This window comes from Corynebacterium sp. A21, from assembly GCF_052266655.1.
GTDB lineage: Bacteria > Actinomycetota > Actinomycetes > Mycobacteriales > Mycobacteriaceae > Corynebacterium.
This window is the reverse complement of sequence record NZ_JBQPQY010000007.1, coordinates 1-16,103: the sequence shown is the minus strand read 5'-3', so window position 1 is coordinate 16,103 and position 16,103 is coordinate 1. Positions and strand designations below refer to the sequence as shown.

16 protein-coding genes are annotated in these 16,103 nt (G+C 63.1%); 13 read left to right on the top strand and 3 right to left on the bottom strand.

What is annotated here, in order from left to right; translation table 11 throughout:
• Positions 1–2: 2 nt before the first annotated feature.
• The 6 genes from ACTU46_RS10950 (at position 3) to ppk2 (ending at position 5,814) form a co-directional block, all read left to right on the top strand.
• Positions 3–1,403, top strand: a complete 1,401-nt coding sequence (locus ACTU46_RS10950) for a TRAFAC clade GTPase domain-containing protein (RefSeq protein ID WP_443381709.1) — start codon at positions 3–5, stop codon at positions 1,401–1,403.
• Positions 1,404–1,727 (top strand): hypothetical protein, encoded by a 324-nt coding sequence (locus ACTU46_RS10945; protein WP_443381708.1) that lies wholly within the window; start codon positions 1,404–1,406, stop codon positions 1,725–1,727.
• 294 nt (positions 1,728–2,021) lie between these two features.
• Positions 2,022–3,662, top strand: a complete 1,641-nt coding sequence (groL, locus tag ACTU46_RS10940) for a chaperonin GroEL (RefSeq protein WP_443381707.1) — start codon at positions 2,022–2,024, stop codon at positions 3,660–3,662.
• A gap of 630 nt (positions 3,663–4,292) precedes the next feature.
• Positions 4,293–4,481: a PorH family porin gene (locus ACTU46_RS10935; protein ID WP_443381706.1), complete on the top strand. Its 189-nt coding sequence runs from the start codon at positions 4,293–4,295 to the stop codon at positions 4,479–4,481.
• Positions 4,482–4,576: 95 nt separating this feature from the next.
• Positions 4,577–4,702 (top strand): PorA family porin, encoded by a 126-nt coding sequence (locus ACTU46_RS10930; RefSeq protein WP_443381705.1) that lies wholly within the window; start codon positions 4,577–4,579, stop codon positions 4,700–4,702.
• Between the two features lie 212 nt (positions 4,703–4,914).
• A complete protein-coding gene (gene ppk2 / locus ACTU46_RS10925; protein ID WP_443381704.1) occupies positions 4,915–5,814 on the top strand; it encodes a polyphosphate kinase 2 in 900 nt (299 codons plus the stop codon).
• Positions 5,815–6,110: 296 nt separating this feature from the next.
• On the opposite strand, the gene ACTU46_RS10920 is transcribed toward ppk2, so the two are convergent.
• The 3 genes from ACTU46_RS10920 to ACTU46_RS10910 form a co-directional block, all read right to left on the bottom strand.
• Positions 6,111–10,007 carry a Pls/PosA family non-ribosomal peptide synthetase gene (locus ACTU46_RS10920; RefSeq protein WP_443381703.1) on the bottom strand — a complete coding sequence of 1,299 codons (3,897 nt, stop codon included), beginning with the start codon at positions 10,005–10,007 and terminating at the stop codon, positions 6,111–6,113.
• An 8-nt stretch (positions 10,008–10,015) separates the two neighbouring features.
• A complete protein-coding gene (locus ACTU46_RS10915) occupies positions 10,016–10,462 on the bottom strand; it encodes a MarR family winged helix-turn-helix transcriptional regulator (RefSeq protein ID WP_443381702.1) in 447 nt (148 codons plus the stop codon).
• A 160-nt stretch (positions 10,463–10,622) separates the two neighbouring features.
• Entirely contained in the window at positions 10,623–10,916 is a 294-nt protein-coding gene (locus tag ACTU46_RS10910; protein WP_443381701.1) for a rhodanese-like domain-containing protein, read from the bottom strand.
• 204 nt (positions 10,917–11,120) lie between these two features.
• Between ACTU46_RS10910 and ACTU46_RS10905 the strand changes: the two genes are divergently transcribed.
• From ACTU46_RS10905 to ACTU46_RS10875, 7 genes are all read left to right on the top strand, one after another.
• Positions 11,121–11,489, top strand: a complete 369-nt coding sequence (locus tag ACTU46_RS10905; RefSeq protein ID WP_443381700.1) for a hypothetical protein — start codon at positions 11,121–11,123, stop codon at positions 11,487–11,489.
• An 82-nt stretch (positions 11,490–11,571) separates the two neighbouring features.
• Entirely contained in the window at positions 11,572–12,360 is a 789-nt protein-coding gene (locus ACTU46_RS10900; protein WP_443381699.1) for a DUF4178 domain-containing protein, read from the top strand.
• A 118-nt stretch (positions 12,361–12,478) separates the two neighbouring features.
• Positions 12,479–13,093, top strand: a complete 615-nt coding sequence (locus tag ACTU46_RS10895) for a DUF4178 domain-containing protein (RefSeq protein ID WP_443381698.1) — start codon at positions 12,479–12,481, stop codon at positions 13,091–13,093.
• A gap of 3 nt (positions 13,094–13,096) precedes the next feature.
• Positions 13,097–13,597, top strand: coding sequence for a DUF2617 family protein (locus ACTU46_RS10890; RefSeq protein ID WP_443381697.1), 501 nt, complete (start codon positions 13,097–13,099; stop codon positions 13,595–13,597).
• Positions 13,594–14,007, top strand: coding sequence for a DUF4247 domain-containing protein (locus tag ACTU46_RS10885; RefSeq protein WP_443381696.1), 414 nt, complete (start codon positions 13,594–13,596; stop codon positions 14,005–14,007). Before ACTU46_RS10890 ends, ACTU46_RS10885 begins: the two co-directional genes overlap by 4 nt.
• 23 nt (positions 14,008–14,030) lie before the next feature.
• Positions 14,031–14,456, top strand: coding sequence for a DUF350 domain-containing protein (locus ACTU46_RS10880; RefSeq protein ID WP_443381695.1), 426 nt, complete (start codon positions 14,031–14,033; stop codon positions 14,454–14,456).
• A complete protein-coding gene (locus ACTU46_RS10875; protein ID WP_443381694.1) occupies positions 14,444–16,033 on the top strand; it encodes a polyamine aminopropyltransferase in 1,590 nt (529 codons plus the stop codon). The genes ACTU46_RS10880 and ACTU46_RS10875 overlap by 13 nt, the downstream gene beginning before the upstream one ends.
• Positions 16,034–16,103: the final 70 nt, after the last annotated feature.

Below are 16,103 nucleotides of genomic sequence, written 5' to 3'. Positions count from 1 at the left end.
CCATGACAGCCCCACAGAATCAGATGATGCACTCAGACCACGGGCGGCTTCCCACCCGCTGCCCCTACACTTTCCGGATCATGGACGATCCGGCGGCGGCGCAGTCGCCCTTCCTGCCCACCCGGATGCAGGAGGAGTTCCGCCTGCCCAAGGGGTGGCAGAATTCCGGCACGATCACCTTCGCCATGGCCGGGGCCCGTTCCTCGGGCAAGAGCCTGTACATCGCGGTCGTCGTGAAGCTGCTCAAGCGGTTGGTGGTGGAGAACGGCGGCACCTTCCGCTACGCCGATGAACACACCAAACGGATCTACGAGGAGAAATACCAGAAGCCGTTGTTCGAGCAGATGGGTCTGCTGCCACCGACCCCGCCGGCTGCGGCCCAGGATGCGCATCAGCAGCGCCCGCTGATCTTCGCGATCACCACCCCACAACACGCCGGACAGCGGATCTTCGTGGTCTTCCGGGATGTGGCCGGTGAGGATCTCAAGGAGGAGAACTTCACGGAGCGCCAGGCTGAGCTGGACTTCTTCTGTTATGCCAACCGGGTGATCTTCCTCTATGACCCGATGGCGGTACGTGAGATCCGGAAGTTGCTGGAGGGGACGGTGCCCAGCCATGAGGTCGGTGATGATGATCCGACTGCGGTGCTGCAGAATGTGCTCAGCGTGCTGGGTCGGGAACACCGGCCGAAGATCTCGCTGTGCCTGTCCAAGTTCGACACCATGCAGCATTTGGCGGAGGTCAACCAGGACCACTTCTACGGTGGTGGCAACCGGGTGAACTGGCCGCGGGTGATGAGCAACTACGGGGCGACCTTCCGACGTGACAGTGCCCCGTTGACCGAAGCCTTCGACCGGAATACCAGCGCCTTGCTGGATCTGGAGGTCCGTAGTCTGTTGAGCTGCCTGGGTGCCACTGAGCTGCTCAACCAACTCAATATCCCGATGATGGGAACTGAACCCTATTTCTTCAGTTGCTTCGCGGTTTCGGCACTGGGCGCACCGCCGGAGGGCGATCGCATCAGCCGTACCGGTATCGCCCCCTTCCATTGTCTGGATCCGGTGCGCGAGGTGTTTGCCGAGCTCGGGCTTTTCGACGGCGCGAATTCGACGGTGCCTTTTACCTCCGCACCCCAGCAGGTAGCCGGGGGAGGGCTCCCACCACAGGTGGCACACCCGGGCCAGCAGCACTACCCGGCGGAACCGCTGCCGCAGGCCCGGGCCCAGCAGTCGCCCGCTCCGCAGCAGCCGCACCCGGGCCAACAGAATTACGAGCACCAACAGGACTCTCCGGAGCCACAGTATCCGCAGCATCAGACGGCGGCACTTCCCCAGCAGCAGCAACCCCGACCGACGGCTCCACAGCCTCCCCGGGAGAAGAAGAAAAGGTTCAGGTGGTTTTAAGTGGGCTTCCAGAATTCCAGCTCCGGCTGGGTCACCCCGGAGTCAGAGCCCTTTGATTCCCGGCCGCAGCGCAGCTCCGCCAACCAGGGGGTGAGCATGGCTGCGGTGGAGATTGCGGAGGCCCAGTCCCAGGATCGTCGGGACCGGGACAAGAGCCGCCGTCGCCGTCTCCTGGGGTGGGTGGGCAGCGCGCTCATCGTGATCATCCTGGTGGTGGTGTTGATGATCTGGCTCTGGTCCACGGAATTATTTGTGGCGGCGGAAATCGCCGGCACCGCCGCCGACCTGGCCGGGAATGCCGCGAGCGCCGGTGAGGACACTTGAGTCATCGCCGCGGATATCTGCCCGTAGCGCCGCAACCGGCACCGCCGCCGAATCCGGTGGGAAGTGGGACCCGATACGGCCCAGACCTGGCTTAACCTTGCCAGATCTTGCACTCGGAGGGTGTGAGTGCTAAAACGGAGTCTGGCACTCGAACTATTTGAGTGCCAGATTAACGATACTGAAAACAAGCAGGTGAGGTTGGTTCACACTCACCGACCGTGCCGTCGCGGGCGCCTGCTTGAAGCTCAGACGTGAGTGTCGTCTTCGCAACACTTGAATCAAGGAGCACAACACATGGCAAAGATGATTGCCTTCGATGAAGAGGCACGTCGTGGCCTTGAAAAGGGCCTGAACATCCTGGCTGACGCTGTCAAGGTCACCCTTGGGCCCAAGGGCCGCAATGTCGTCCTGGAGAAGTCCTGGGGCGCCCCGACCATTACCAACGACGGCGTTTCCATCGCCCGTGAGATCGAGCTTGAGGATCCCTACGAGAAGATCGGCGCTGAGCTGGTCAAGGAAGTTGCCAAGAAGACTGACGACGTCGCTGGCGACGGCACCACCACCGCCACCGTGCTGGCACAGGCACTGGTCCGCGAGGGCCTGCGCAACGTTGCCGCCGGTTCCAACCCGATGGGCATCAAGCGCGGCATCGAGCAGGCCGTCGCCCAGGTCACCGAGCACCTGCTGAGCCAGTCCAAGGAGGTGGAGACCGAGGAGCAGATCGCTGCCACCGCCGGTATCTCCGCTGCTGACCCGGCCATCGGTGCCCAGATCGCCAAGGCCATGTACGCCGTCGGCGCTGGCAAGGCCAACAAGGATTCCGTCATCACCGTCGAAGAGTCCAACACCTTCGGTGTTGAGCTCGAGGTGACCGAGGGTATGCGCTTCGACAAGGGCTACATCTCCGGCTACTTCGCCACCGACACGGAGCGTCTTGAGGCTGTCCTGGAGGATCCGTACATCCTCTTCGTCTCCTCCAAGATCTCCAACATCAAGGATCTGCTTCCGCTGCTGGAGAAGGTCATGCAGTCCGGCAAGCCGCTGCTGATCATCGCCGAGGATGTCGAGGGCGAGGCCCTTTCCACCCTGGTCGTCAACAAGATCCGTGGCACCTTCAAGTCCGTCGCCGTCAAGGCGCCGGGCTTCGGTGACCGTCGTAAGGCGCAGCTGCAGGACATGGCCATCCTCACCGGTGGCCAGGTCATCGCTGAAGAGGTCGGTCTCTCCCTGGAGACCGCTGACCTCCCGCTGCTGGGCAGCGCCCGCAAGGTCGTCATCACCAAGGATGACACCACCATTGTCGAGGGTGGCGGTTCCGCAGAGCAGATCGAAGGCCGCGTCAACCAGATCCGTGCCGAGATCGAGAACTCCGATTCCGACTATGACCGTGAGAAGCTGCAGGAGCGCGTGGCCAAGCTGGCCGGCGGCGTTGCAGTCCTCAAGGTCGGTGCCGCCACTGAGGTTGAGCTCAAGGAGCGCAAGCACCGCATCGAGGATGCCGTCCGAAACGCCAAGGCTGCTGTTGAAGAGGGCATCGTCGCCGGCGGCGGCGTCGCTCTGCTCCAGGCCGCCAAGTCACTGGACAGCCTGCAGCTGACCGGAGACGAAGCTACCGGTGTCCGCATCGTCCGTGAGGCACTGTCTGCACCGCTGAAGCAGATCGCCTACAACGCCGGCCTCGAGCCGGGCGTTGTCGCGGACAAGGTCTCCAACCTGCCGGAGGGTGAAGGCCTGAACGCCGCCACTGGTGAGTACGAGGACCTGATGGCCGCTGGCATCAATGACCCGGTGAAGGTCACCCGCTCTGCACTGCAGAACGCGGCCTCCATCGCGGCCCTGTTCCTGACCACTGAGGCTGTCGTTGCTGACAAGCCGCAGCCGGCCGGTGCTGGAATGCCGGGCGCTGATGAGATGGGCGGCATGGGCGGCTTCTAAGCTTTCCTGCGCTATACCTATCTATATCTGAGCCACCCTCAATGCCCCGCTCTGGGGCGTTGGGGGTGGTTTCCCATCTGTTCGGGTGGACCCCCTTCACGGCATGCTTAACGGACTTCTCTGTGCTTCTGGTGCCATGTGTGGGTGGGGGAGGTTCTCAGCTTGGGATGGCGGGAAGCTTTTGGCGCTGATACTATCCTCAGGCAAAACTTCATTCGCTTGCGGAGTGTTCCTTGATACTCTTTCTTCAGGGGTGGGCTGAAGGCCTGTGAATTTCTTATTTGCCGGCAATATCACCCCCGAATTGGGTGATTACGGCTAGCATATTTCGCAGAAGATCGCTCAAATATCGGGAAACCCGCGAAACTGTTACGGCCGACTTGTGCAGTTCACCCCCAGTTAATGGGACTAGCTCTAAAAACCGCAGATAGGGGAGCTTTAGTCCCTTAGAGTTAATTTGGTTTTCAAGTGAGCGTGCTGGATTTGGTGCTCAGTGACAGCACAGGACGTGGTCAGAAAGACTTGACGCGAGACTGAATTGTGACAGAATGATTCCTTGTGACGCCCTGAGGGGTGTCAGTAAACTGGAAACCCACCAGCTTTCTGCTGGTCCTCTCAAGGAGTAACTTCATGGAACTTGATTTCGCAATCGATCAGCTTGACACCTTCTCCACCTTCGGCGAGAACATCGGCGAGGCTCTGCAGACCATTCCGGAGCTGCTGCAGACCATCATCTCCTTCTTCGCTGGCGCTGAGGGCAACGCTGAGACCACCTCCTCCATCCTCGGCTCCTCTGCCGATGCTGAGGTTGAGGCTTAAGTCTCCCTGCTGCTTCGGCGGCACCCTGGCTTGAGCTTCAAAGCTCGCGCCAATCTCCTGAATTCAACTTTCTTTAATACTCACAAGGAGTACACATGTCTGACTTCCTCGATACCTGGTCCGCAGCTTCCTCCGAGGGCATCTTCGGCGCACTCTTCCCGATCCTGGACACCGCTGGCTCCTGGGCCGGCGCTGTCGCCGACCTGATGGGCCTGCTGTAATTAGCACCCTTCAAGGTTGAGTCAGCTTTAGGCTGACCGCGTTTGATCCCGATCCTTATTAGGATCGGGATTTTTTGCATGCCCAGGCAAGCGCATAGCGGAGCGTGGGCGGGGACGTCGATAATCGGTGCCGGGAGGGCATTGGGGAGCGGGAAGATGAACTTCCCCCGTTTCAGCGAGCCATTTCCCGGCCAGGCAGTAGAATCGTCAGCATGGCTGAACACAATGGTGATGAACTCCCCGTCATCGATCTCGCACAGATCGAGGGTTATGTCGTCGATGATTCCGACGAAGATGATCCGGTACTACTGCGTCCCGATGGAACTGCGATCGAGACCTGGCGGGAAAACTACCCTTATGAAGAGCGGATGACCCGCGAAGAATATGAGCACAAGAAGCGCGCTCTGCAAATTGAGCTCCTGAAGTTCCAGAATTGGACCAAGGAGACCGGGCAGCGCCACATCGTGCTTTTTGAGGGTCGTGACGCCGCGGGCAAGGGTGGCACCATCAAGCGCTTCAACGAGCACATGAACCCCCGTGGCGCCCGCACCGTCGCGCTGGAGAAGCCCTCCCCGCGGGAATCCACCTCCTGGTACTTCCAGCGCTATATCGAGAATTTCCCGGCTGCCGGCGAGATGGTCTTCTTTGACCGCTCCTGGTACAACCGTTCAGGTGTGGAACGCGTCATGGGTTTCTGCACCGAATCCCAGCACGCTGAGTTCCTGCGTGAGGTCCCGATGCTGGAGAATATGCTGCTCGGTTCCGGGATTTCGCTGACCAAGTTCTGGTTCTCGGTGACCCGCAAGGAACAGCGCACCCGCTTCGCCATCCGGCAGGTGGATCCGGTGCGTCAGTGGAAGCTGTCGCCGATGGACCTGGCTTCCCTGGATAAGTGGGATGACTACACCCGTGCCAAGGAAGAGCAGTTCCGCTACACCGACACCGATGAGTCCCCGTGGATCACCATCAAGTCGAATGACAAGAAGCGTGCCCGGCTCAACGCGATGAGCTATGTCCTGGATAAGTTCGAGTACACGGACAAGGATCATGAGGTGGTCGGCAAACCCGATCCGAAGATCGTGATGCGCGGCATCGACCAGATCGGTGATTAGTTCTTAACAGCTGAAGGTATTTTCGCAGACTTGTGAATTCAGTCTGATGGCCCCGGCAGGTTCATTCCTGCCGGGGCCATCCGCATCTTCGGCCCCATCCCGGACCGGGCAGCCAAGAGTCGCAAGGGGGCGATTATCGACGTCCCAGGTGCCGGGTGGGTGCCTACCCTGTGGCCATCCCCCCCGCGCTGGGTGATCAGCAGGTAGCCGAGATCGTCAAGTCACGGCTCTGAACGGGAAGAACAAAAATGGTCCTTGTGTGCAGCTGCACACAAGGACCATTTCCGGGGGACTAACTAATCTTTCCAGGGCTCAATCGGATTGCCCTGCCAACGGGTGTTGCTGGGAACCTGATCACCACGCATCACCAGGGAGCCGGGGCCCACGGTGGCGGCGGCACCCAGCGAGGCTGCCGGCAAGGCCACCGAGTGCGAGGCCAGGGTCGCGCCGTCGCCAAGGGTGACGGTATCCAGACTCATGACGCGGTCCTGGAAGAGGTGGGTCTGAACCACAGTGCCGGGGCCCACGGTGGCGCCCTTGCCGATGGTGATCAGATCCGTCTCCGGGAACCAGTAGCTGTCGATCCAGGCGCCGCGGCCGATCTTGACACCCAGCAGACGCAGGGCGGTGTTGATCTGGCCGGTGCCCAGGTTCGGGATGAGGAACCACGGGCCGGCAACGGACTCGACGAAGGCATCCTGCAGCTCATTGAGCCACACGAACCAGGAGAACAGCGGATGATCGCCGGCCTTGTGCTTACCCACACACAGCCACTTGACGATGATGGTCACGAGCATCGCCAGCACACCGGTGAGCATCAGGATCAGACCACCGAAGAGCCAGGCCAGGCCGAGCCCGGCCAGGCCGCCGCCATACTGCAGCAGCAGCTGCATCAGGCCGAGTGAGAAGGCGAGCAGCATGGCGGAGAACATCGGGGCCAGCAGCCGCAGGGTCTCGATATAACCACGCGTGATCTTCACCCGCAGGCCCGGACTGTAGGTCAGGGTATCGCCGCCGTCGGCCTCGACGGTGACACGGCGCATGCGCTCCGGCGGGGAACCCCACCAGTTGGCGTTCGCCTTGGTCTTCTTCGGGGTGGAGGAGAGCACCGCCACCAGCGAGTTTTTCGCGAGTTTACGGCCGGTACCGACGATGCCGGAGTTGCCGACGAAGGAGCGCTTGCCCACGCGGGACTCACCGGTCATCATCCAGCCGCCGCCGAGCTCATAGCCACCGATCAGGGTGTCATCGGCGAGGAAAGCACCATCCCGGATATCGGAGAGCTTGGGCACCATCATGGCGGTGGAGATCTCCACGTCCTTGCCGATCTTGGCACCCAGGCTACGGAACCAGGTCGGGGTCAGCTGTGCGGCATACAGCGGGAAGAGGTGGGTGCGGGCATCATCCATGAGACGCTCGGTGGCCCAGATCTGCCAGCCCTTGCGGGAACGGACCGGGGTGACGCCCGGGGTCAGGCCGATACCGAGCAGACGGACACCCAGCCAGGTCATGGCCATATAGGTGGCGAAGGCAGCCAGTCCACCCAGCGGGGCGAAGAGGAGTGCGCCGAGGAAGGCATGTCCACCGGTCAGCCCCAGGAGCCACAGCACCAGTGCGACACCGACGCCCAGTGCCACCAACGGGTGCAGGGAAAGCAGGATGGAGGTTAGGCCGTAGACGGGGACCCAGCGGCTGCGACGCGGCGGGTGCTCATCCGGGAAGCGGTGCTTGGAGCGGCCCACCTTGATGGCGGGGCTGCCAGCCCAGCGTGACCCGGCCTTGACGATCTTGTCACCGGTGACCGTGGAGCCGGCCTCGATATGGGCATCGGCGCCGATGACCGTGCCGGGCAGGAGGGTGGAACGGGTACCGACGCGGGCGTTGGGGCCGATCTCGATGGCGCCGACCCGGAGGATGTCACCGTCAATCCAGTAGCCGGAGAAGTCCACCTCCGGCTCGATGGAGGAGTGCTGACCCAGGGTCAGCAGACCGGTGACCGGCGGCAGGGAGTGTAGATCCACGCCCCGTCCGACCTTCACCCCGAGGGTGCGGGAATAGTAATTCACCCAGGTGGAGCCGGCGATGCTGCGGGCACCCGAGGCGTCGGAGAGCCGCTCCGCCGCCCAGATACGCAGGTGGATGGAGCCGCCACGGGGATAATTGCCCGGGGTGATACCGGCGGTGATGATGCGGGCACCCCAGCCACCGATCGGCAGGCGACCCAGCGGGGTTGCCAGGATCAGCACCATGGCGATCACCGCCCACCAAGGCAGGGACACCGCCCAGGGGGCACCGAGTTCGACCGCGACATTATTGATCAGGGCGAGCCAGGCGACCCAGGAACCAGCCTGCAGGGTCATGATCGGAAGCTGCACCAGCGCCTGCATCAGGCGGCTGCCGAAGCCCACCGGTTTGACCTCGCGGGGCGGGTCTGGTGGGGCGTCGTCAAGCGTGAGGCCGGATTTGATCGCGATGTTTTCCACGGTCTCGGCGAAGGACCCCAACCGCGGGTGATCATAGAGGTCACGGACGGCGACGGTGGGGACCTTTTCCCGGACCCGGCCGACCAGAGTGGCCGCAGCCAGGGAAGAACCGCCGAGGGAGAAGAAATCAGCATCGGCATCCGCGATCGCGGTGCCGAGGACATCCACCCAGATCTGGGCCAGCCAGGTCTCGGTTTCGCTGAGGTTGGTCGCTTCGACGCCGACCCCCGGCAACGGCCAGGGCAGCGACTTCTTGTCGACCTTGCCGGAGGTGGTCACCGGCAGATCCTCCAGCACGCAGATGCGCGGGACCAGCGCGGCAGGCATGGTGTCCGCCAGCCGTGCGGCGGCACTGTCCTGGTCGAAACCGGTGTCCTCATCCTCGAGGGAAACATAGGCGACCAGCACCTTCTGATCCGCGCCGGTCGTCTGGACGACCACGGCGGAGGAGCGGACATTGGGCAGCGCGGCGACATTGGCGTCCACCTCACCGAGCTCGATGCGGCGGCCACCGATCTTGACTTGGTCATCAACGCGACCGACGAAGTAGAGGCCGTCTTCCTCGAGGCGGACATGGTCGCCGGAGCGGTAGGCGCGGGACCAGCCCACGGAAGGCAGGGGGGCGTACTTCTCGCGGTCCTTCTCCGGATCGAGGTAGCGGGCCAGACCCACACCACCGATCACCAGTTCGCCGACCTCGCCGACTCCGACGGGGTTGCCCTCGCCATTGACGACGACCAGATCCCAACCTGCCAGCGGCAGGCCGATGCCCACCGGCTGACCGGCGTAGAGCTGGGTGCCACAGGCCACGACGGTGGCTTCCGTCGGGCCGTAGGTGTTCCATACCTCGCGGTCCGGGGTGGACAGTCGCTCCACCAGCTCCTGGGAGCAGGCCTCGCCGCCGACGATCAGGAGGCGGACATGGGAGAGCGCTTCAGCGGGCCAGAGGCCGGCCAGGGTGGGCACCGTGGAGACCACGGTGATATCGCGGCGGATCAGCCAGGGGCCGAGGTCCATGCCGGAACGCACCAGGGAACGCGGTGCCGGAACCAGGCAGGCGCCATGGCCCCAAGCCAGCCACATTTCCTCGCAGGAGGCATCGAAAGCCACGGAGAGGCCGGCGAGCACGCGGTCATCGGAGCCCAGCGGGCCACCGGGGGAGTCAACCAGGAACATCTGCGCCTCGGCGTCGACAAAGGCAGCCGCGGAGCGATGGCTGACGGCCACACCCTTCGGCTTGCCGGTCGAACCGGAGGTGAAGATGATCCAGGCGATGTCATCCAGTGAGGGGCGACGGGTATCGCCACCGGCGGTCGGGCGCAGCATGCGGAAGCCCTCATCGGTGAAGATGCCGTTGATCTTGGCCTCACCGAAGACCATGTCCGCGCGCTCATCCGGGTCATCGGCATCAACCGGCACATAAGCTGCACCGGCGGCGATGGTTGCCAAGATGGCGATGTAGAGGTCCTTGGTGCCCGAGGACATGCGGATGCCGATGCGGTCACCGCGGCGCACCCCATTGGCGTGCAGTTCGCGGGCTGAATCATGGACGGCATCCATCAGCTCGGAATAGGTGATGATCTCGCCGTCATCAATGGCTGCGGCCTCGGGATTTAAGGCAGCAGTGGTGGCGAGCACCTCATAGAGCGTGCGTTTGGGCGGGGCTTCTGCGGCGCGGAGAAATTGCGCCGGTACGTCACTGAGCGACACTTTTAATCTCAGTCCTCTTCCGTTGCGATGATGCTGGATGCGAGCTTGCGTAGATGTTTGAGCTGCTTTGAGGTGGACTCGTCGAGAGCCCGGTCCTCGGCTTCAGTCACCAGGGTGGCGAGTTTGGCCTGGGCGGTGCGCCCCTTCTTGGTGGTGGTCACAATCTGGCGGCGGCGGTCCTTGGGATCGCGTTCGCGGGTAGCCCAGCCATGAGCCTCGAGGGCGTCAATGAGCCGAACCATGTCGGAGGCGTCGATAGCCAACAGGTCACTGAGGTAGGACTGGCTGGCGGCGTCACGGTCAACAAGGCAGGTGAGCACCCAGTACTCCCGGAGGGAACTGTCCTGGGTGTTCATGGCGTTCTCTGCTTCGTCGCGGGTGCGACGACGCAAGCGCTCAAGCTGGAATGACGGAGATTCCAGCAATGCTTGGGGGATCTCATTCATGGAAGGCATAGGATGATCATAAGTCGCCACGATGGATTTGTAAAAAGATGGGTGATGGCCAACTAATATTTCCCCCCACTGATTCATCGCCGAAAATTCCACTTGAGGTGGCAAATCACCTGGCTGTGGGGTTGCCGCAGGAAGATTCGGGGCAGCCCGGCAGGTGGGGTTATCCCATCGGCAGCCCGGCATCACGCCAGGCATCGGTGCCGCCATCGACGTTGATGACCTCGATATTCTCGACCTTCTGCTCCAGATACTGGCCAACCTGTGCGGAGCGCCCGCCGACCTTGCAGATCAGGTAGACAGCGCGGTTATCATCGATTTCCCCGGCACGGGCGACGAACTCGCTCATCGGAATGTGCACAGCACCGGCAGCCCGATCGGCGGCCCACTCATCGAGCTCGCGGACGTCGATCAGCTGGGCATCTGCCGGGACCTCATGGACGGTGACGGTCTTCATCTTCTGATTCCTCCTGGAATGATTGACTTGGGGATAAACTTTCATGACTGGCCACTTGATCCTTACTCAAGACTTGCCTGAGTACCGGGTTGCCGGGCTCTGGGGAGCAGCCAGTTTCCTACAGAGTAGTGACTCCCACGAAATATTGAGCGCTGAGTACCGCGGGCTCAACAACCAGGAAGAAGATGGGCACAGTTCATGGATGTGGCACAGCAACGCGGACTCACATGGAGCATCGCTTTCCGGTTATGGATCGTCGTGGCGGTCACCGGGGTGGTGGGCTGGCTCTTCCTGCAGTGGGTGGTGCTGCTCGCACTCGGCGCCACCATGGCCACCCTCTGCGCGCTGACCCTGCCCATCGCGGTGATCACCCTGCTCGCGGCCCTGCTGCGCCAGCCTGCGGCGCGCCTGCCCCGCTGGATGCTGTTCACCGGGGCGGCGGGCTCGCCGGTACTGGTGGTTCTGCTGCTCATTGATCCGGCGCCCTGGGCGATGATCGCCCTGTCACTCGCCGTCTGGCTGCTGGTGGTCGGGGCGATCGCCGCGGTGGTGCAGCAGATGTTCCGGAGCTGAGCGGGATGGTCGGCGTGTCCGGGCCCACAGGTACGCTGGTTTCAACGAATTCGGCTGCGGTATCTGAGAGGGAGACGTTGAGATGAGCATCTGGTTGTGGGCGGTCATGGCAGGCCTGGTGATCGCCGCCATCGCACTCTGGTACGGCCTGGCCAACAAGCAGAAACAGCAGGTTGAGCTGGAACGTGAACGATATGGCAGCGCGCTGGCGACCCAGGCGCCGGAAGCTCCCGAGGAGGAGTGGCGGGAAGGCTCGGAAGGATGGGTCGGGGAGGTGACCGAATCCGGTCCGGCCCCCACTGTGCAGGATGCACCGGCGCACCCGGAGCTCAACATCACCTTTGAAGGGGTGGTGGGGGCCGAGAAATTCGGCCCCACCGTGCTCGCCGCCGGCAGCCACCTCACCTTCGAGGGCGTCCGATACCTCGTCGCCGGCACCGGGGCACTGAAGGTGGGGGGCCTGGACACCGAAGGCAAGCCCGACCCGGATAATGCCGAGCCGCGGATCTGGTACGAACATATGCTCCAGGGGGGAGACACCCCACACTGGATCAGTGTGGAGGATATCGCGGGCCGGATCCGGCTGGGCTGGTGGGAGAACCGGGCCGAGCTGAAGATCGATGAGACCGCCACCGAGGTTGAGGTCGAAGGCATCACCTACCGTCGGGTGGCTGAGGGCGGTGCGCTTTTCGCGGTCTCCGGGCTCAGCGGTACGGTGACCCAGGGACAGTACTTCTACACCAACTTCGAGGCTGCTGGTGCGTTGCTGCGGTTGGAGACCTGGGGGGTGGAAGCCTCACCCGGCGCCTCGATCGGTCGCTATATCTCCCCTGATGAAGTGGTGGTGGAATCCCCGCAGCCTCCGGCGTGACCGTTGGTGCCCGAGGTGCTTCTGATTTTCACGTGAGTTTCCGGTCCGGTGGTTGTCACCCCCAAAAGGTAAGCTGTGCCGCGTACCGCCCTGACCTCAACTGCTTTGGGAGAATTTCATGAGCTCCGTCTGGCTGATCCTGGCCGTCATTCTGGTGATCCTCGCCGCCATTTTCCTCTACATCTCCGTGAAGAAGAAGGACGATGACGGCATCGGCCCCCGTGAGAAGGTCCGCCAAGACCCGTTGAAGGATGCGGATGGCTCCCAGAGCTTCGGCCCGGACATCCTCGGCCCCGGCGCCATCGTGTCCTACGGCGGCGTCGACTATGTCTGCCGCGGCGCAATCACCCTGCGCCAGGGCCAGTATGTCTGGCATGAGTACCTGCTTGAGGGTGGCAAGGGCGGGGAGTATCTCAGCGTCGAATATGACGAGGGCACCCTCAATCTCGGCTGGTGGATCTCGCGCCCCGACCTGGATGTGAAGCCGGAATCGGCCCTGACGATCGAGGGCGTGCGCTACCGCAAGGTTGAGAGCGGGGTCGGCAGCTACCAGTCGGAGGGCACCACCGGTGTCGGCGAAAACGGCCGCTACAAGTTCTGGGACATGGCGGAAACGGGGGGGCCGCGCCTGCTCAGCTTCGAGGTCTACGGCGAAGAAGGCCCCACGGAGGCCTCGCTGGGCTGGAAAATTCTGCCCGGCGAACTCAAGGTCTACCCGGCACCGAAGCACTAGCCGATGCTTCAGCAACTGGACTGCACCCCGGCGGATGTCGAGGCCTCCCAGCTCGGCGTGAGTTGGAACGGGGAGCTGCCGGAGATCCTCGCGGAGCGGCTTATCGACGCCCCGAATCACCGGACCTCCCTCCACCTCGCGGTGATCGGTGGCTCCCACGTGGTCACCGTGGAAGCACCCGGTGGGCGCTTCCGGGAGGAGATCTCCTGCGACGCCCCCGGCGCGCCGGGGGCGTGCTGGCCCTTGCCCCGGGACGTCGAGAAGCTGCATTACCGGTTGCACACCGATACCCGGACGCTGACGACCGAGGCCTTCGACATTGAGGCAGAGGAGATTGCCCAGGGTGGCCCCGAGTGGCTGATCGCCAGTTTCCCGGGGGTTGGCCGACACCACCTGACCGCCCTAAAAGGTGAGTTCGCCGCGGGGGAGTGGGTCTGGTGGACCCATCATCTCTACCCCGGGGAACTGACCATCGTGAGCACGAGGAGCACCTACCGACCATGAGCGCAAAAACAGCCCGATCGATCGGCATTATCCTGCTGGTTCTCGCGGTCATCTGCGTATTCGCGGCGCTGATCACCCGAAGTACCCTGGGCGGCCAGATCTCAGATCGCTGGCAGGGCAATAACGGCAGCTATTCCTGCGCAAATGAAACCGGCGTGGCAGATGAGGTCGTTAAGATGAGCTCCCCGAAGGAGCGCAAGACCGACCCCACGACCGGTGACACCTACCTGCGATACAACAAGAACCTGGTCATCATCTCAGGTGAAGGTACTCCGAACTGCCGGATCACCATCGAGGACCTCGCCCGCGTCAACAACGGCACCTTCATCTGGCTCGGCGGCGGCTTCGGCCCGTCCTCGCCGAGCAGCTCCAGCGGCGGATCCTCCGGGTCCGGCGGTGGCGTCAAGTAACCAGCAATCTTTAGGAGAAAGCAATGTCTGAGTATCTGCTCACCGGCGTCACCGGAACCCTCGCGTATTTCGTTCTCGCCGCCGTCATCCTGGTCGTCGGCTTCATCATTCTGGATCTGATCACCCCAGGCAAGCTGCATGAACTCGTTTTCCTGCACCACCTGCCCAATGCTGCGATCATTACCGCCGCCCAGCAGGTCTCCATCGGCATCATCGTGGTCACCGCGGTGCTCACCTCCTCGGATGTGTTGAGTGAGGGGCTACTGGAGACCGCGGTCTTCGGTGCCCTGGGGCTGGTGATTCAGGTGCTGGTGATGGTGCTGCTCGAGGTACTCATCCCGGGGCGTTTCCGCGACCTGGTGGAAGATCCGAAGCTGCGTTCCGGCGCCGTGGTTGCCGCCGTCATTCTCATTGTGGTGGGAGCCGTTAACGCTGCATGTCTGATCTAGCTTCACCTGCTGCTCCACCGACGCCTGCCCCATCGCCGGTGGAGTTGCGCCCGCTGTGGCGCTGGCTGCTGCTGGTCTCGGTCGCCATCTGCGCAGCCTCCGGCCTGGTTTATGAGCTCGCCCTGGTCTCCCTGTCCACCAGCCTCAACGGTGGCGGCATCGTGGAGACCTCCCTCATTGTCGCCGGCTATGTGGCTTCCCTCGGGCTCGGCGCCCTGTTGGTCAAACCCTTCCTCCGCTGGCCCGCCCAGACCTTCCTCGCGGTGGAGACCCTGCTGGGACTGATCGGCGGCACCTCGGCGATCGTGCTCTACCTGACGTTTGCCACCATCGGACAATCCGTCTGGGTGCTGGTGCTGGCCACCGCCCTGATCGGCATCCTGGTCGGGGCGGAACTGCCGTTGCTGATGACCATGATCCAGCGCGGCCGGCTCGCTGATGCCCGCACCATCGGCTCGCTGGTGGCGACGCTGAATGCCGCCGATTATCTCGGTGCGCTGATCGGCGGACTGTCCTGGCCCTTCATCCTGCTGCCCTGGTTGGGCATGATGCGCGGTGCCGCCGCAGCCGGCATGATCAACCTGCTGGCCGCCCTGTTCGTGGGCTGCGTGCTGCTGCGGCACCTGCTACCGGTGCGGCATTTCGTGGTGTCCCTGGTGGCGCTGCTCCTCGCGATCGGGGTGCTCGGCGTGCTGCTGATCCGCTCAGATGGGATTGTCACCACCGCCCGCCAACAGCTCTACAAGGACCCGGTGATCTATGCCCAACAATCCGATTACCAGGACATCGTGGTCACTGAACGCGGCCAGGACCGGCGACTGTACCTGAACGGCGGGCTGCAGTACTCCACCCGCGATGAGCACCGCTATACCGAATCCCTGGTCTATCCGGTGCTGCATTCCGAAGCCGCTGAGGTGCTGATCATCGGGGGCGGTGATGGGCTGGCCGCACAGGAACTGCTGCGCTTTGCGGAGATGTCGATCACCCAGGTGGAATTGGACCCCGAGGTCATTGAAGTAGCCAACACGATCCTGCGGGAGGACAACGGCGGCGCCATGGAGGACCCCCGGGTCCAGGTGATCGCCGATGATGCCTTCACCTGGCTACGGGCCGGTGGCCTGGACGGCGCGAGGTATGACGCGATCATCGTTGACCTGCCTGACCCCAACAACGACACCATGGCCAGGCTCTATTCCGAGGAGTTCTACACCCTGGCTCGTGCGCGACTGAACGAAGGCGGGCGAATGGTCGTCCAATCCTCCAGCGCGTACACCACCCCGGATGTCTTCTGGCGGGTCGGCGCCACACTCACCGCCGCGGGTTGCCAGAAGGTCATTCCGTATCACGTACACGTGCCCACCTTCGGTGACTGGGGTTTCCAGTTGTGCGGGCCGGAACCGATGGAGTTGGGCTTGCGCTCAGACACCCCGCCACTGGATTATCTGAATGATGAGGTCCTGGCTGCGGCCGGGGTCTTCGGCCTGGACAACCAGCCGCGGGAGCTCGCGCCCTCCACCCTCGACCATCCACGCGTGGTGGAGGATCTCCGGCGCGGTTACCGGCAGGCGGGGGAGTAGTACTTCTGCTGGGGTGCTGGGGTGCAGGGTGCTGGGTGCACCAGCCGCCACCTGGGGTTTGACGTTTAGG

What these genes read in the sequence shown, in the direction of transcription:
- ACTU46_RS10935 (WP_443381706.1), top strand. Translation starts at nt 4,293, where the DNA reads ATGGAACTTGATTTCGCAATCGATCAGCTTGACACCTTCTCCACCTTC.
- ACTU46_RS10885 (WP_443381696.1), top strand. Translation starts at nt 13,594, where the DNA reads ATGAGCGCAAAAACAGCCCGATCGATCGGCATTATCCTGCTGGTTCTC.
- ppk2 (WP_443381704.1), top strand. Translation starts at nt 4,915, where the DNA reads ATGGCTGAACACAATGGTGATGAACTCCCCGTCATCGATCTCGCACAG.
- ACTU46_RS10950 (WP_443381709.1), top strand. Translation starts at nt 3, where the DNA reads ATGACAGCCCCACAGAATCAGATGATGCACTCAGACCACGGGCGGCTT.
- ACTU46_RS10890 (WP_443381697.1), top strand. Translation starts at nt 13,097, where the DNA reads ATGCTTCAGCAACTGGACTGCACCCCGGCGGATGTCGAGGCCTCCCAG.
- ACTU46_RS10915 (WP_443381702.1), bottom strand. Translation starts at nt 10,462, where the DNA reads ATGCCTTCCATGAATGAGATCCCCCAAGCATTGCTGGAATCTCCGTCA.
- ACTU46_RS10895 (WP_443381698.1), top strand. Translation starts at nt 12,479, where the DNA reads ATGAGCTCCGTCTGGCTGATCCTGGCCGTCATTCTGGTGATCCTCGCC.
- ACTU46_RS10900 (WP_443381699.1), top strand. Translation starts at nt 11,572, where the DNA reads ATGAGCATCTGGTTGTGGGCGGTCATGGCAGGCCTGGTGATCGCCGCC.
- ACTU46_RS10875 (WP_443381694.1), top strand. Translation starts at nt 14,444, where the DNA reads ATGTCTGATCTAGCTTCACCTGCTGCTCCACCGACGCCTGCCCCATCG.
- ACTU46_RS10880 (WP_443381695.1), top strand. Translation starts at nt 14,031, where the DNA reads ATGTCTGAGTATCTGCTCACCGGCGTCACCGGAACCCTCGCGTATTTC.
- ACTU46_RS10930 (WP_443381705.1), top strand. Translation starts at nt 4,577, where the DNA reads ATGTCTGACTTCCTCGATACCTGGTCCGCAGCTTCCTCCGAGGGCATC.
- ACTU46_RS10910 (WP_443381701.1), bottom strand. Translation starts at nt 10,916, where the DNA reads ATGAAGACCGTCACCGTCCATGAGGTCCCGGCAGATGCCCAGCTGATC.
- groL (WP_443381707.1), top strand. Translation starts at nt 2,022, where the DNA reads ATGGCAAAGATGATTGCCTTCGATGAAGAGGCACGTCGTGGCCTTGAA.